The sequence below is a fragment of the Stenotrophomonas sp. TD3 genome (assembly GCF_001939825.1).
GTDB lineage: Bacteria > Pseudomonadota > Gammaproteobacteria > Xanthomonadales > Xanthomonadaceae > Stenotrophomonas.
Genome location: NZ_MOYM01000001.1, coordinates 3,261,599 through 3,275,669 on the forward strand (window position 1 = coordinate 3,261,599; position 14,071 = coordinate 3,275,669).

Genomic DNA, 14,071 nt, shown 5'->3' on the forward strand with positions numbered 1-14,071 from the left:
ATCTGCGGACTCCTTGCGAAAACAGGACGTGGGGGAGTGGAAGGGGCCCGGGCGGAATGCCCGGGATGCCGGGCTTAGAAGTCGTACTGCAGGCGGCCGGTGACCGCGCGCGTGCGGTCCACCGTGACCCCGGCCAGGCGGTCGCGGTTGCGGCTTTCGATCACGTTGAGCATGAAGCGCAGGTTGTCGCGCAGGTACCAGTTGCCACCCAGCGTCCACGCTTCGGTGCTGCCGCGGCGCAGGTCGGGGGCACCGTCGAGGTGCTGTGCGCCCCACATCTGGTCGTAGCGCAGCGCCACTTCGAAGGCACCGGCCTTGTGGCGGATGTCCTTGATCCGCGCGAAGCGGCCGGTCTTGCGGTCGTAGGCGCGGCTTTCGCCGGTGACGAACCAGCTGAGCATGCCGTAGGCCGCCATCACGTCGCCACGCTGGGCACCGTCATCGAAGGTGGCGCCACTGAATTCGCCCTGCCACGACAGCGGGCCGCGCACCTGCGCATATTCCAGCGACCACTTGTTGACGTCGGTATCGCGGCCGGCAGAGAAGTTGACCAGGGTCAGGCGGCTTTCATCGGACAGATGGCCGGCCGGGCGCGGGCGGATGCTCAGGCCCGGGGTGCCGTTGGCGCCGGGATTGTCATAGGCCTCGCGGGCCAGCGACAGGCCCAGGTGCAGCACGTCGCCATCGCTGGGCGAGGGCGCCCAGGTGACGCGGCCACCGGCGGCGCGGCCCTTCACTTGCCAGGCGTCGATGCTTTCCAGGCTGTAGATGCTGGCCGCCCAGGTGAAGTCCCCCGGGTTGGCCTGCCACGACGCACCCAGGCGGTACAGCGGCGCCAGCGTGGTGCCGGCGTTGCCGCGCTCCAGGAAGCTGCCGTAGTTGGAGCTGGTGCGGTCATCCAGCGAGAAGTACTGCTTGAACTGGCCGACGGTCAGCTTGCCGGCCTTGCCGAAGCTGCGTGCCAGGTACACGTCCTTGGCCTCGACGCGGTCGCCGGAGAAGTCGGCTTCCAGCTTGTAGTCGACCACGAAGAACTTGCCGGACACATCGACCCAGGCACGGCGGATCTCGGTGTCGTCCTTGTTCGGCGTGCCGCGGTTGTCGTTGTCGAAGGTGGCGAAGTCCAGGTGCAGGCGGCCACCGAGGGTGGCGGTGACCGGACGGTCGTCTTCGGCGGCGAAGGCCGGCGCCGACAGGGCAGCCAGAGCCATCATGGCGGCAGGACGCCGCCAGGCAAACGTGAATTCCACAAACCCTCCCAGGTGCGCGCCAGGCGCGCGGCAATCGTGGGCACCGGACGGTGCGCGGCCGCAGTCTGGGTCGGGCAAGCTGTCATCGTCCTGTCAATGGTTTGTGCGGTGCAGCGTAAAACCGGCCGCTGCGCTCACGGGGCCACGCCCGGCAAGGTCAGCGGCGGCATGCGGTAGCATTCGTTTCCCCTCCCACCCGTGTGCCCATGCGCCTGCTGCTGGTCGAAGACAACCCGGATCTGGCCGATGCGATCATCCGCCGCATGCGCCGCAGCGGGCACGCCGTGGACTGGCAGGCCGATGGCCTGGCCGCCGCCAGCGTGCTGCGCTACCAGAGCTTCGACCTGGTGGTGCTGGATATCGGCTTGCCCAAGCTCGATGGCCTGCGCGTGCTGGCCGGCATGCGCGAGCGCGGCGACAGCACGCCGGTGCTGATGCTGACCGCGCGTGATGGCATCGAAGATCGGGTGCAGGCGCTGGACGTCGGCGCCGACGACTACCTGGGCAAGCCGTTCGATTTCCGCGAGTTCGAAGCGCGCTGCCGCGTGCTGCTGCGGCGTGCGCGCGGCCAGGCCAGCGAAGTGGTGCAGATCGGCGGCTTCCAGTTCGACAATGCTGCGCACCGGGTCAGCCTCGACGGGGAGCCGATCGAACTGCCCAACCGCGAATACCGCCTGCTGGAGATCCTGGTCGGCCGCCTTGGCCAGGTGGTCGGCAAGGACGAGATCGGCAACGGCCTGTTCGGCTTCGATGACGAAGCGGGCCCGAATGCCATCGAGTTGTACGTTGGCCGCCTGAGAAAAAAGCTGGCCGGCGCACCGCTGCGTATCACTACGGTGCGTGGCGTGGGCTATCTGCTGGAAGCCAGCGACGCCAGTGCCGACGCCGATGGCTGACATGCGCGCTGCAACGGCCGCGCCGGGCTCGCTGCGGCGCACGCTGCTGCTCTACCTCGGCGTGCTGCTGGCGGTGTTCGCAGTGGCGCTGCTGTTCGCCGCGCGCGATTACGGCCAGCGCGCCGCCAATCGATCCTACGATCACCTGCTGGTGTCCTCGGCGCTGTCCATTGCCGATTCGGTGGCCCTGGTCGATGGCCAGTGGCAGGTCGATCTGCCGTATGCAGCGTTGGACCTGCTGGCGATGGCGCCGGAAGACCGCGTGTTCTACCGGGTGGCCGACAACCGCGGCAACCTGATCACCGGCTACGGCGATCTGCCGGCACTGCCGCGCCGGCCCGGCACGCAACCGCAGCTGTTCGACGCCCCCTACAGCGGCGAGACCGTGCGCTTCGTGGTGGTCGGCCGCAGTTTCGCCGCCGCGTCGGCGCAGGGCGAGGTACAGGTCCAGGTGGGCCAGACCCGGCGTGCACGGGAAGCCGTCGCGCAGGACATGGTCAATCGCGCGTTGTTGGCGATCGGTGTGTTGTCCGGCCTGCTGCTGGCGCTGGTGGCCTTCGGCGTGCATCGCGCATTCCGGCCGCTGGTGCGGGTGGAGCGCGAGCTGTCGCGACGGGAACCGTCCGACCTGAAGCCGCTGGATGCCCGCGTGCCGCGTGAGATGGACCAGATGGTGGCCGCGTTGAACCGCTTCATGGAGCGCCTGTCCAGCAGCAATGAGACACTGCGCGCGTTCATGGCCGAGGCCGCACACCAGATGCGTACGCCGTTGGCGGCATTGCGTGCACAGGCGCAGTTGGCGCTGGACGACGACGACCCGGAGGACATGCGACGCAGCCTGCAGGCGATCGAGCGCAACGCCACCCACATGAGCCGGCTGCTCAACCAGCTGCTCAGCGATGCCAGCGTGATCCATCGTTCGCACCTGCAGCGCTTTGCTGCCGTAGACCTGGCCGAGACCGTGCACCAGGCCCTGCATGAAGCGCTGCCGCAGGCCGGCCCTGCGCCGCGTGTGCAACTGGCGATGACCGCCGAACCTGTGCAGGTGCATGGTGACGCGCTGCTGCTGCGCGAGGCGATCAAGAACCTGGTCGACAACGCATTGAAGTACGGCGGCGAGGGACCGTTGCAGATCGCGCTGACCGTGGAGGGTGGGCAGGCCGTGCTGACCATCGCCGACCATGGCGCAGGCATCGCGGCCGCCGATGCCGAGCGCGTGTTCGAACGCTTCGCCCGTGGCGAAGGCGCGCCGTCCGGTGGTGCCGGGCTCGGCCTGGCCATCGTCAAGCGCGTGGTCGACAGCCATGGCGGCCGCATCGACCTCAGCAACCGCCCGCGGGGCGGGCTGATCGCCACCATCCGCCTGCCACGGAGCAGTTCATGATCCGCCTGTTCGCCACGGCCGTTGCCCTGCTGCTGGCCCTGCCGGTGCTGGCCGCACCGGGCGATGTGCGCCGCTTTCCTGCGCAGGGAGCCGCCACCGCGCAGCTGCGCATCCACGGCACCACCGACATCGAAGTGTTCGCGGTGGTCATCGCCGACTACCAGCGCCTGCACCCGGGCACTGAGGTGGTGTACGAGGACATCATCACCCAGGACCTGTACGCGCGGTACCTGCATGACCGCGTCGGGCCGGCATCGCCGGACCTGCTGATCTCCAGCGGCATGGACCTGCAGACCAAGCTGGTCAACGATGGCCACGCGCTGCCGCACCGTTCGGCGCAGACCGCTGCATTACCGGCCTGGGCACAGTGGCGCAACGAGGCGTTCGGCATCAGCTATGAGCCGGTGGTGATGGTCTACAACACCCGCGCGATGCCTTCGGCAAAGGTGCCGCACACGCGCCGCCAGTTGCTGGATCGGCTGCGCGCCGAGGGCGCACCGCTGCGCGGAAAGGTCGGCACCTATGACATCGAGCGCAGCAGTGTCGGCTACCTGCTGGCGACCCAGGATGCGCAGCGTGGCAGCATCGCCGGCGCGTTGCTGGGTGCGCTCGGCGACAACGACGTGGTCCGCGAGGAGCGCACCGGCGTACTGCTGGACAAGGTGGCCAGCGGCCAGCTGTCGCTGGTCTACAACGTGCTCGGCTCCTATGCGCAGGCACGCGTCGATGCCGGCGCGCCGCTGGCCATCGTCGAGCCCGAGGACTACACGTTGGTGGTGCTGCGCACCGCGGTGATCCCGCGTACCGGCCCGCATCCGGAGGAGGCCCGGCGCTTCCTCGATTACCTGCTGTCACCGCGCGGCCAGCAGGTGCTGTCGCGCGAGGCGCGGCTGATGCCGATCGTGACCGGCAACGCACGTGGCGACGGTGCGCCCGGCCGCAGCCGTCGTCCGATCCAGCTCGGCCCGGGCCTGCTGGTGTACCTGGATGCGCTCAAGCGCCGCCAGTTCCTCGATGCCTGGCGCAGCAGCGTCGAGCCGGCAGGGCGCTGACGCGGCGGCCTGCCCGTACAATGGCGGCATGAGCGAATACACCATCCTGATCGCCGACGACCACCCGCTGCTGCGTTCGGCGGTGGTGCAGTCATTGCGGCAGAGCCTGCCGCTGGCGCAGGTGCGCGAGGTCGCCAGCGCCGATGCCCTGGCCGAAGCCCTCGACGCGCACCCGGATGTGGACCTGGTGCTGCTCGACCTGACCATGCCCGGTGCACACGGTTTTTCCGCGCTGCTGCACGTGCGTGGCTCGCATCCGGACATCCCGGTGGTGATCCTCTCGTCCAACGACCACCCGCGGGTGATCCGCCGCGCCCAGCAGTTCGGCGCGGCCGGCTTCATCCCGAAGTCGGCCCCGGCCGAGACCATCGGCGAGGCCGTGCAGGCGGTGCTGGATGGTGGCCTGTGGTTCCCGGCGATGGCCGCCGAACGCTCGGAGGCCGACGCACTGCTGGCCAGCCGCCTGGCCCAGCTGACCCCGCAGCAGTTCCGCGTGCTGCTGTGCCTGGCCGATGGCCTGCTCAACAAGCAGATCGCCTACGAGCTGGGCCTGGCAGAGAACACGGTGAAGGTGCATGTTACGGCGATCCTGAAGAAGCTCGAATGCCATAGCCGCACGCAGGCGGCGGTGCTGGTGAAGGCGCTGGAACCGGAAGGCGACCCAGGCGGGATCTGACCGATGAGGGAGACTCCGGCGCCGTTCTACTCCCTCATCAACACGACCCTCGATGGGGATCCCGCCGTGGTTGTGGTCAACACGGCGCTGCGGACCTTCGACGGGCGAGATGCATTTCCCTGGCACCTGCGGATCGTTATCGCCTGCAGGGGGTTGGGGGAGAAGGGTATGCCCAACCCGGAAGAAGTGGCGGTGATCACCCGTCTGGGACAGTGCCTGGAAGCGGCCGTTGAAGTGGATGGCAATGCGGTTTTCCTCGCGCGCATCACTGCTCGTGGCGAGCGCGTGCTGTTGTACCGCGTGCATGATCCCGAGCAGGCGAATGATGGCTTGCAGCACCTGCTTGCCACGTCCGAGCCGGTGCGGGCGTGGGAGTTCCAGATGGAGTACGACCTGGGCTGGAATCTGGCCAGACCCGAATTGGACCTGCCGCTACGAGATTCAGAGGTCAACTAGCCGCAGAGGCGAACGTCCACTTCTGTAGATCCGAGCCATGCGCGGCGGCTATCACCCCCGATGCCGCAACAACATCTGCGTCATCAATGCCCGCAACGCGGGCGGTCGCACCGGCTTGAGCAGGAAGCCCCAGCCGTTCTCGGCGGCATGCGCCTTCAGTGCATCATCACGCTCGGCGGTCACCAGGATCACCGGCGGTCGCGCCTTCCACAGCGTGCACAGCGCTTCATACAGGTCCGGTCCGTGCCATTGCCCCATGCGCACGTCCAGCAGCAGCAACTGCGGTACGTTCAGTGCACTGGCGATTTCCAGTGCACCCTGCGGACCGTCGGCAAGTTCCACATGGCAGCCCCAGCGTTCCAGCAGCGCGCGGGTCGCCGCACAGACGTGGGGATCATCGTCGATGCTCCACACTCGGCATTGTCGCAGTGGGCTGTCATCGGAGGGTTCGCTCGCGATGACAGGCGCTGCGGCAGGTGCGATCACATCGTTGGCGCGCCCGAGTGCCACGCTCACAGCGAATACGCTGCCCTTGCCCAGTGTGGAGCGCAGGCTGATGCGGTGGCCGAGCAGGCGGCCGATGCGTTCGACGATGGCCAGGCCCAGGCCGGCGCCACGTTCCTGTTCCACACCATCGTTCAGGCGACGGAACTCTTCGAAGATCTCACCCTGCAGGCTTTCCGGAATGCCCGGGCCCTGGTCATGCACCTCAATGCGCAGCTGGTCGCCCGCACGCCGACAGCCGATCAGCACGCGTCCCTGTGGTGTTTAACGCAGCGCGTTGGACAGGAAATTCTGCAGGATACGGCGCAGCAGCGCTTCATCACTGACCACCACCGCGTGGGTGTCCACCCAATCAAGCTGCAGGCTGCGGCTCTGCGCGGCGATGCCGAACTCACGCGCCAGAGTCTCCAGTAGCGGCGAAATCGCGAAAGCGCGCACGCGTAGCTGCAACGATCCTGATTCCAACCGCGAGATATCCAGCAGGCTGTTGAGAATCGCATCCTGCGCGGCCAATGCAGCGTCGATGTGATCGCTGGTCTGCTGCTGCGCCGGGTCGCTCAGCTTGCCGCGCAGTACAGAGACGAACATGCGCGCCGCATTGAGCGGTTGCAGCAGGTCGTGCACCGCCGAGGCCACGAAGCGGGTCTTGTAGCGGTTGGCCTGTTCGGCCTCGCGGCGCGCTTCGTCCAGGTCGTGGGTGCGCTCGGCGATGCGGTGTTCCAGTGCATCGGCCAGCGAGCGCAGTTCACGCGCAGCGTTCTTGTAGCTGGTGATGTCGGCATAGCTGGTGACGAAGCCGCCATCGGGCAGGGGATTGCCGCGGATCTCCAGCACCGTGCCGTCGTCCTTCTCGCTCTCGCGCATGTGCGGGCGACCGCTGCGCAGGTGGTTCAGGCGGCGCTCGATGGCCTCGTCCACCGGGCCGGGACCGAGCAGGCCACGGCGTGCATTGAAGCGGAACAGGTCTTCGATCGGCCGGCCCACGCGCACCAGGTCCAGCGGGAAGCGGAACAGTTCCAGGTAGCGTGAATTCCACGCGACCAGGCGCAGTTCGCGGTCGATCACCACCACGCCCTGGGGCAGGTGTTCGAGGCTGCGGCTGAGGCCGCTGTCGGCATCGGTGGCGGCCTGCAGCAGGCCATCCTGCGCGGTGCGCAGTTCCTGCGCATGCTGCTTGAGCAGGGTTTCCAGTTCGCGGCGGCTGCGCAGGCGATGCTTGGCCAGGCGCCGGCGCTGCTGCACGAACAGCACCAGGAAGCCCAACGCCAGCCATGCGGCGCCACCGGTGAGTGCCGCGGCGCGGCCGGCAGCGGTGGCGGCACTGGCGTCGTGCAGCAGGTGCAGGTTCCAGCCTTCGGCGGGCAGCGGCAGGCTTTGCCACAGCATTGGCTGCGGAAGCGCAGGATCCAGCAGGCGCACCATGCGGCCGCCGTCGGCCAGCACGTCTTCGGTGCGTGCGCGCAGCGGCTTCAATGTGCGGTCGGCGTACTGGCGGGCGTCCAGCATCTCGCGGCGCTCATCGGTGCCCAGCGGGCGCAGCAGCCGGTAGCGCCAGCTGTCACGGTTGGCCAGGAACACCACGTCGTGGTCGTCGCTGGCCAGCACCACGTCGGGGCTGCTCAACCATTCCTGTTCCAGCGCCGACAGCTCCACCTTGATCACCACCACGCCCAGCCGCTTTCCGTCTTCTTCGATGGCCTGCGAAAGGTAATAGCCGGGCACGCCGGTGGTCATGCCGATGCCGTAGAAGCGGCCACGTCCCTGCGCCAGCGCCTGGCGGTAGTAGGGGCGGTAGCTGTAGTTCTCGCCGACATTGGTGGTCGGCTGGTCCCAGTTGCTGGCCGCCACCGCGACGCCGTCATGGCCGACCAGGGTCAGCGTCGAAGCACGGGTGACTTCATTGGCGCGTTGCAGCTTGAGGTTCAGCCGCTGCCGTTCGGTGGGCGAGGGCGGCACGCGCAGTGCGTGCAGAAGATCCGGGTCAAGCGCCAGCACCTGCGGCAAGGTGCCGAAGCGGTCGATGCGCTGCTGCAGGCCCTGGCCATACAGCTGCAGCTGGCGCTGCACCTGGCTGCTTTCCTCGCCAAGCGCGCGCCGCCAGGCGTAGTGGCCAGCGGCGACCGCGCACAGCACGGTGCCACCGACCATCACCAGGATCGTCAGCAACAGCATCCGGTGGCGGCTGAGCCAGTACATGGCGGCAGTCTACGCAGGGCCGGCGGGCGTGGCGTGCACGCCCGCCGGGGTCTGACGTGGAAGGGGTCAGAAGTGCATCTGCGCGCGCAGTTCGAAGATCTCCGGCGTGCTGTGCACACCACGACGGCTGGCGTCGACCTTCACGTAGTTGGCCTGGAACTTGAAGTGGCTGGTCAGGTACCAGTTCGCACCCAGGGTGAGGTCATGCTGGCGGCCACCGAGGATGTCGCCGTCATCGAGATCCAGGCGGCTGTAGCGGGCCACCAGTTCGACTGCGCCATAGTTGTGCGCCGGCTTGATGTTGGCCACCGCGCCGGCGTTGTACGGGCGCGATTCGCCGGTCAGTACCCAGCTGGCCATCGCGTACTGGCCACTGCCGGTGTAGTCGGGCTTGCCGTCATGACGGGTGACCGTGGCGCGCAGCGCTTCGGCCTGCAGCGAGAACGGGCCGCGGATCCAGATGCCTTCCAGGCCGGTGCGGCGGATCTGGTCAGCGGTGACCAGCGCACCGGAATCGACGTAGCGGATGTCGGTCAGGCCGGCTTCCGGGCGCGCGCGCAGGCGGGCGCTGGCCTCGTGGTGCACGTCGCGGCCATCGCTGTAGCCACGCGGATTCTCCTGCGAGTAGGCCAGGCCCAGGTGGATCACATCACCCGGTGCCTTCACCGGCGTCCACACCGCACGCACGGCCTGGGTGGTGCCGGGGTTGTCGCCCTGCAGGTCCTTGCCGCCATAGGCGCCGGCCTGCAGCAGGTACTGCGGGCGCTCCAGCACCCACTCCACGCCGGTGCGGCGGCCTTCGTAGAAGGCCTGCACCGGCAGCGAGGTTTCCAGGAAGCTGCCGGCACGCGAAGAGGTGTTCGCATCCAGGCCGACCGGGGTCTTCATGTAGCCGAAGCGGAAGCGGCCGACGTCACGGCCGAAGAAGGCCTTGCTCTCGAAGCGCACGAACACGTCCAGCCAGGTATCGGCCTGGAAGTCGTAGTAGACCATCGCATCGTAGACGCCCTTCTTCTTCAGCGTCGCGCCGAATTCCTTGCGGCGCACGGCATCGTCGTCCTCAAGGCCACTGGCCGAGGAGAAGTCGTTGTAGTCGTAGGCGATGTTGGCGGTGGCCGCCAGCTCGGTGCCATCACCGAAGGTGTACTTGGTCGGCCAGTTGTCGAAATCGGCGGCCGAGGCGAAGGCGGGAAGGGCGGCCAGCGACAGGGCCAGCAAGGTGGGATTCGGGCGCATGTTGGGTGCGGCTCTCTCAGATTGCGTGTGGACAGGACATCAACGGCCGCGAGGGCCGGAACTTTCGCAAAGACTCGCCCAGCCGTTCAGCCCGGGCCACCAGCCTCCCCAGGATCGGGCGGTGCGGCGCCAGTGTAGGCACCTGTGCCACCTGAACCGGGGGGCTAGTACCAATAGGTTATCTGCGCCGGCGTGCCTGGCGCGTACAAAGGCGTCCATTGGTCGCACCCCCTGTGCGTGCTGCACAGGGCCTGCGAGCAGTTTCCACGGTAGCGGTTCCCGTGCAGTCCCGGGGCCGTACGTGCCTGAAAACGCCCCTTCCGGAGTCCGCCATGCACATCCCGACCGCAGCACCGGTGCCTGCAAAGCCGTTGCCGATCTATCGCCAGCTGTACTTCCAGGTGATCGTGGCGATCGTCCTGGGCGCCATCCTCGGCCACTACGAGCCGCTGATCGGCGAGAAGATGAAGCCGCTCGGTGATGCCTTCATCAACCTGGTGAAGATGATCATCGCGCCGGTGATCTTCCTCACCATCGTCACCGGCATCGCCAGCATGACCCACCTGCGCACGGTGGGCCGGGTGTTCGCCAAGGCGATGGCGTACTTCCTGTTCTTCTCCACGCTGGCGTTGATCGTCGGCATGATCGTGGCGCACGTGGTGCAGCCCGGCGCGGGCATGAACATCAACCCGGCCGAGCTGGACCAGACCGCGGTGCACAGCTACGTCGAGAAGTCGCACGACCTGACCCTGGTCGGCTTCCTGATGGACATCATCCCGAAGACGCTGCTCAGCGCCTTCGTCGATGGCAACATCCTGCAGGTGCTGTTCGTGGCCGTGCTGTTCGGAATCGCGCTGGCGATGGTGGGCGAGAAGGGCAAGCCGGTGCTGAACTTCCTGGAGGCGCTGGTCGCCCCGGTGTTCAAGCTGGTGCACATCCTGATGAAGGCCGCCCCGATCGGTGCCTTCGGTGCGATCGCCTTCACCATCGGCAAGTACGGCGTCGGTTCGCTGATCAACCTGGCCTGGCTGGTGGGCTCGTTCTACCTCACTGCGTTCCTGTTCGTCGCGGTGATCCTGGGCCTGGTCTGCCGCCTGTGCGGCTTCTCGGTGTTCAAGCTGGCGCGCTACCTGAAGGCCGAACTGCTGCTGGTGCTCGGCACCTCCTCGTCGGAGTCGGCCCTGCCGTCGCTGATGGAGAAGATGGAACGCGCCGGCTGCAGCAAGTCGGTGGTGGGCCTGGTGGTCCCGACCGGCTACTCGTTCAACCTGGACGGCACCAACATCTACATGACCCTGGCGGCACTGTTCATCGCCCAGGCCACCAACACCGAACTGACCCTGGGCCACCAGATCGCCCTGCTGCTGGTCGCCATGCTCAGCTCCAAGGGCGCGGCCGGCGTCACCGGTGCCGGCTTCATCACCCTGGCCGCCACCCTGGCCGTGGTGCCGGAAGTGCCGGTGGCCGGCATGGCGTTGATCCTGGGCGTGGACCGCTTCATGAGCGAGTGCCGCTCGCTGACCAACTTCATCGGCAATGCCGTGGCCACCGTGGTGGTCTCGCGCTGGGAAGGCGCGCTGGACCGCAACCGCCTGAAGCTGGCGCTGGATGGCCGCGAAAGCGAACTGCCGCCGCCGGTCGATGCGCTGCCCGAGGCACTGCCGGCCAAGGGCTGATCCAGGTGTGTGGTACCGCGGGGCCGGTCACGACAGTGGTACGGCCCCGCGGCGTTTCAGGGCGTCCCATGGCTGTCATGGGCAGCGCCGAAGCTGGGTGTCGCGGTACCGTCGCATACGGCACGGAATTGTGCGGTCGCAGCATGCCTGCGACAGGATAGCGACAGGTCCAGACGCTCCAACGGGGGTATCATCCCCTGTCCCTTCTGCCCATTCATGTAACCCACATCGATGTCCAACGAAGATTTCAAACAGGCCGCCCTCGATTACCACCGGATGTCCCCGCCGGGAAAGATCAAGGTTTCCGCTACCAAGCCCATGCTGACCCAGCGCGACCTGTCGCTGGCGTATTCGCCGGGCGTGGCGTACGCCTGTGAAGCGATCAAGGCCGACCCGCAGCAGGCCAGCGAGCTGACCGCCCGCGGCAACCTGGTGGCGGTGATCTCCAACGGCACCGCGGTGCTGGGCCTGGGCAACATCGGCGCGCTGGCCGGCAAGCCGGTGATGGAAGGCAAGGGCGTGCTGTTCCAGAAGTTCGCCGGCATCGATGTGTTCGACATCGAAGTCGATGAGACCGACCCGGACAAGCTGGTCGACATCATCGCCTCGCTGGAGCCGACCTTCGGCGGCATCAACCTGGAAGACATCAAGGCGCCGGAATGCTTCGTGGTCGAGCGCAAGCTGCGCGAGCGCATGAAGATCCCGGTGTTCCATGACGACCAGCACGGCACGGCGATCATCGTCGGCGCGGCGGTGCTCAACGCCATGGCGATCACCGGCAAGAAGATCGAGGAAGTGAAGCTGGCGACCACGGGCATGGGCGCGGCCGGCATTTCCTGCGTGAACATGCTGGTGCAGCTGGGCCTGAAGCCGGAGAACATCCTGGCCTTCGACCGCGAGGGCGTGATCCACACCGGTCGTACCGACCTTGACCCGGAAAAGCAGCGCTATGCGCGCGATACCGACAAGCGCACCCTGGCCGAGATCGTCGACGGCGCGGACATCTTCCTGGGCCTGTCGGCACCGGGCATCCTGACCGCCGACATGGTCAAGACCATGGCGCCGGATCCGGTGATCTTCGCGCTGGCCAACCCGACCCCGGAAATCATGCCGGAACTGGCGCGCGCCGCGCGTCCGGACGCGATCATCGGCACCGGCCGTTCGGACTACCCGAACCAGGTCAACAACGTGCTGTGCTTCCCGTACCTGTTCCGTGGTGCGCTGGACGTGGGCGCCACCGCGATCAACGAGGAAATGAAGATCGCCTGCGTGCGTGCCATCGCTGCACTGGCCCGCCGCGCCGCCACCGACATGGGCTCGGCCTACGGCGGCGACACCCCGAGCTTCGGCCGTGAATACCTGATTCCGCGTCCGTTCGACCGGCGCCTGCTGGTGGAGCTGTCGGCCGCCGTGGCCCAGGCCGCGATGGACTCGGGCGTGGCCTCGCGCCCGATCGACGACATGGGCGCCTACCGCGACAAGCTGGCCCAGTTCGTCTACCGCACCAGCCTGATGATGAAGCCGGTCTACGACCGCGCGCGCAGCGACAAGCAGCGCGTGGTGTACGCCGAGGGCGAAGAGGAAGTGGTGCTGCAGGCGGTGCAGAACGTGGTCGATGACGGCCTGGCGCACCCGATCCTGATCGGCCGCCCGGAAGTGATCGAATCGCGCATCGAGCGCCTCGGCCTGCGCCTGAAGATCGGCGAGAACGTTGAAGTCACCAACATCAACGACGATCCGCGCTTCAACGAGTACTGGCAGTACTACCACGGCCTGACCGGCCGTCGTGGCGTGACCGTGGCCGCGGCGAAGAACCTGATGCGTTCGCGCCCGACCCTGATCGCCGCAGTGATGGTGGCGCGTGGCGAAGCCGATGCGATGCTGACCGGCATCGTCGGCCGCTTCCACAAGAAGCTGGGCTACGTGCGCAGCGTGCTGCCGCTGGAGCCGAAGGTCACCTCGACCTCGGCGATGACCGGCGTGATCAACCAGCAGGGCGTGTTCTTCTTCGTCGATACCCACGTGCAGGAAGACCCGACCGCCGAGCAGCTGTGCGAAGCGACCCTGCAGGCGGCCTACCGCATGAAGCTGTTCGGCATCGAGCCGAAGGTCGCGCTGCTGTCGCACTCCAACTTTGGCAGCCATGATTCGAAGGACGCGCTGAAGATGCGCCAGGTGCGCGAGCTGCTGCTCAAGCGCAACCCGCGTCTGAACGTGGATGGCGAAATGCAGGGCGACACCGCGTGGGATGAAGCGCTGCGCCAGAAGCTGCTGCCGGGCTCGACCCTGCAGGGCCGCGCCAACCTGTTCGTGCTGCCGAACCTGGAAGCGGCCAACATCGCCTACAACCTGGTGCGCGTGTTCACCGACGGCGTGGCGATCGGCCCGATCCTGATGGGTGTGAACAAGCCGGTGCACATCCTGACCACCAGCGCGACCTCGCGCCGGATCCTGAACATGACCGCGATTGCGGCGGTCGATGCGCAGATCCGCAAGCAGCTGGAAGCGGAAAAGAAGGCGTAAGCCTTCTTTCCGATTCCAGCTGCAGAAGCGCGCCCTCCGGGGCGCGTTTCTGTTTCCGCGCAGCGGAAACGGGTAGTGCCGGCCGCTGGCCGGCAACCCCGATGACGTCCAGGCGCACGACGGCAGCCGGCCAGCGGCCGGCTCTACCACCGGGCTGTGCCACACGCGCTACGCAACCCGGTCATTTCCCTGCAACGCCGTTGCGGCCCAATACGCCCACGC

Annotated in this window: 9 protein-coding genes and 1 pseudogene; 7 read left to right on the forward strand and 3 right to left on the reverse strand. The window is 67.4% G+C overall.

What is annotated here, in order from left to right:
* Positions 1-74: 74 nt before the first annotated feature.
* On the reverse strand, positions 75-1,214 hold the full coding sequence (locus BKE09_RS15210) for a porin (RefSeq protein WP_075676285.1): 1,140 nt from the start codon (positions 1,212-1,214) through the stop codon (positions 75-77).
* A gap of 242 nt (positions 1,215-1,456) precedes the next feature.
* On the opposite strand from BKE09_RS15210, the gene BKE09_RS15215 reads away from it, so the two are divergent.
* From BKE09_RS15215 to BKE09_RS15235, 5 genes are read left to right on the forward strand one after another with little or no spacing between them, the layout of a single operon-like run.
* The gene (locus BKE09_RS15215) at positions 1,457-2,146 is read left to right on the forward strand and encodes a response regulator transcription factor (RefSeq protein WP_014038433.1); all 690 of its coding nucleotides are present in this window, start codon (positions 1,457-1,459) and stop codon (positions 2,144-2,146) included.
* Positions 2,139-3,530, forward strand: coding sequence for a sensor histidine kinase (locus BKE09_RS15220; protein WP_075676286.1), 1,392 nt, complete (start codon positions 2,139-2,141; stop codon positions 3,528-3,530). The genes BKE09_RS15215 and BKE09_RS15220 overlap by 8 nt, the downstream gene beginning before the upstream one ends.
* Positions 3,527-4,582 (forward strand): ABC transporter substrate-binding protein, encoded by a 1,056-nt coding sequence (locus tag BKE09_RS15225; protein ID WP_075676287.1) that lies wholly within the window; start codon positions 3,527-3,529, stop codon positions 4,580-4,582. The genes BKE09_RS15220 and BKE09_RS15225 overlap by 4 nt, the downstream gene beginning before the upstream one ends.
* Before the next feature lie 28 nt (positions 4,583-4,610).
* Positions 4,611-5,258 (forward strand): response regulator transcription factor, encoded by a 648-nt coding sequence (locus BKE09_RS15230; protein ID WP_075676778.1) that lies wholly within the window; start codon positions 4,611-4,613, stop codon positions 5,256-5,258.
* 3 nt (positions 5,259-5,261) lie between these two features.
* Positions 5,262-5,714, forward strand: a complete 453-nt coding sequence (locus BKE09_RS15235) for a DUF695 domain-containing protein (RefSeq protein ID WP_075676288.1) — start codon at positions 5,262-5,264, stop codon at positions 5,712-5,714.
* A 51-nt stretch (positions 5,715-5,765) separates the two neighbouring features.
* Here the strand turns inward: BKE09_RS15235 and BKE09_RS15240 are convergent.
* Positions 5,766-8,414: pseudogene (locus BKE09_RS15240) on the reverse strand (PAS-domain containing protein).
* Between the two features lie 66 nt (positions 8,415-8,480).
* Entirely contained in the window at positions 8,481-9,650 is a 1,170-nt protein-coding gene (locus BKE09_RS15245) for a porin (RefSeq protein WP_075676289.1), read from the reverse strand.
* A gap of 332 nt (positions 9,651-9,982) precedes the next feature.
* Between BKE09_RS15245 and BKE09_RS15250 the strand changes: the two genes are divergently transcribed.
* Both BKE09_RS15250 and BKE09_RS15255 read left to right on the forward strand, forming a co-directional pair.
* A complete protein-coding gene (locus tag BKE09_RS15250; RefSeq protein ID WP_014038427.1) occupies positions 9,983-11,326 on the forward strand; it encodes a dicarboxylate/amino acid:cation symporter in 1,344 nt (447 codons plus the stop codon).
* Positions 11,327-11,557: 231 nt separating this feature from the next.
* Entirely contained in the window at positions 11,558-13,849 is a 2,292-nt protein-coding gene (locus BKE09_RS15255) for an NADP-dependent malic enzyme (RefSeq protein ID WP_014038426.1), read from the forward strand.
* The last annotated feature ends 222 nt before the right edge of the window (positions 13,850-14,071 follow it).

Coding starts and splice junctions, on each gene's coding strand:
- BKE09_RS15210 (WP_075676285.1), bottom strand. CDS start 1,214: ATGATGGCTCTGGCTGCCCTGTCGGCGCCGGCCTTCGCCGCCGAAGAC.
- BKE09_RS15215 (WP_014038433.1), top strand. CDS start 1,457: ATGCGCCTGCTGCTGGTCGAAGACAACCCGGATCTGGCCGATGCGATC.
- BKE09_RS15220 (WP_075676286.1), top strand. CDS start 2,139: ATGGCTGACATGCGCGCTGCAACGGCCGCGCCGGGCTCGCTGCGGCGC.
- BKE09_RS15225 (WP_075676287.1), top strand. CDS start 3,527: ATGATCCGCCTGTTCGCCACGGCCGTTGCCCTGCTGCTGGCCCTGCCG.
- BKE09_RS15230 (WP_075676778.1), top strand. CDS start 4,611: ATGAGCGAATACACCATCCTGATCGCCGACGACCACCCGCTGCTGCGT.
- BKE09_RS15235 (WP_075676288.1), top strand. CDS start 5,262: ATGAGGGAGACTCCGGCGCCGTTCTACTCCCTCATCAACACGACCCTC.
- BKE09_RS15245 (WP_075676289.1), bottom strand. CDS start 9,650: ATGCGCCCGAATCCCACCTTGCTGGCCCTGTCGCTGGCCGCCCTTCCC.
- BKE09_RS15250 (WP_014038427.1), top strand. CDS start 9,983: ATGCACATCCCGACCGCAGCACCGGTGCCTGCAAAGCCGTTGCCGATC.
- BKE09_RS15255 (WP_014038426.1), top strand. CDS start 11,558: ATGTCCAACGAAGATTTCAAACAGGCCGCCCTCGATTACCACCGGATG.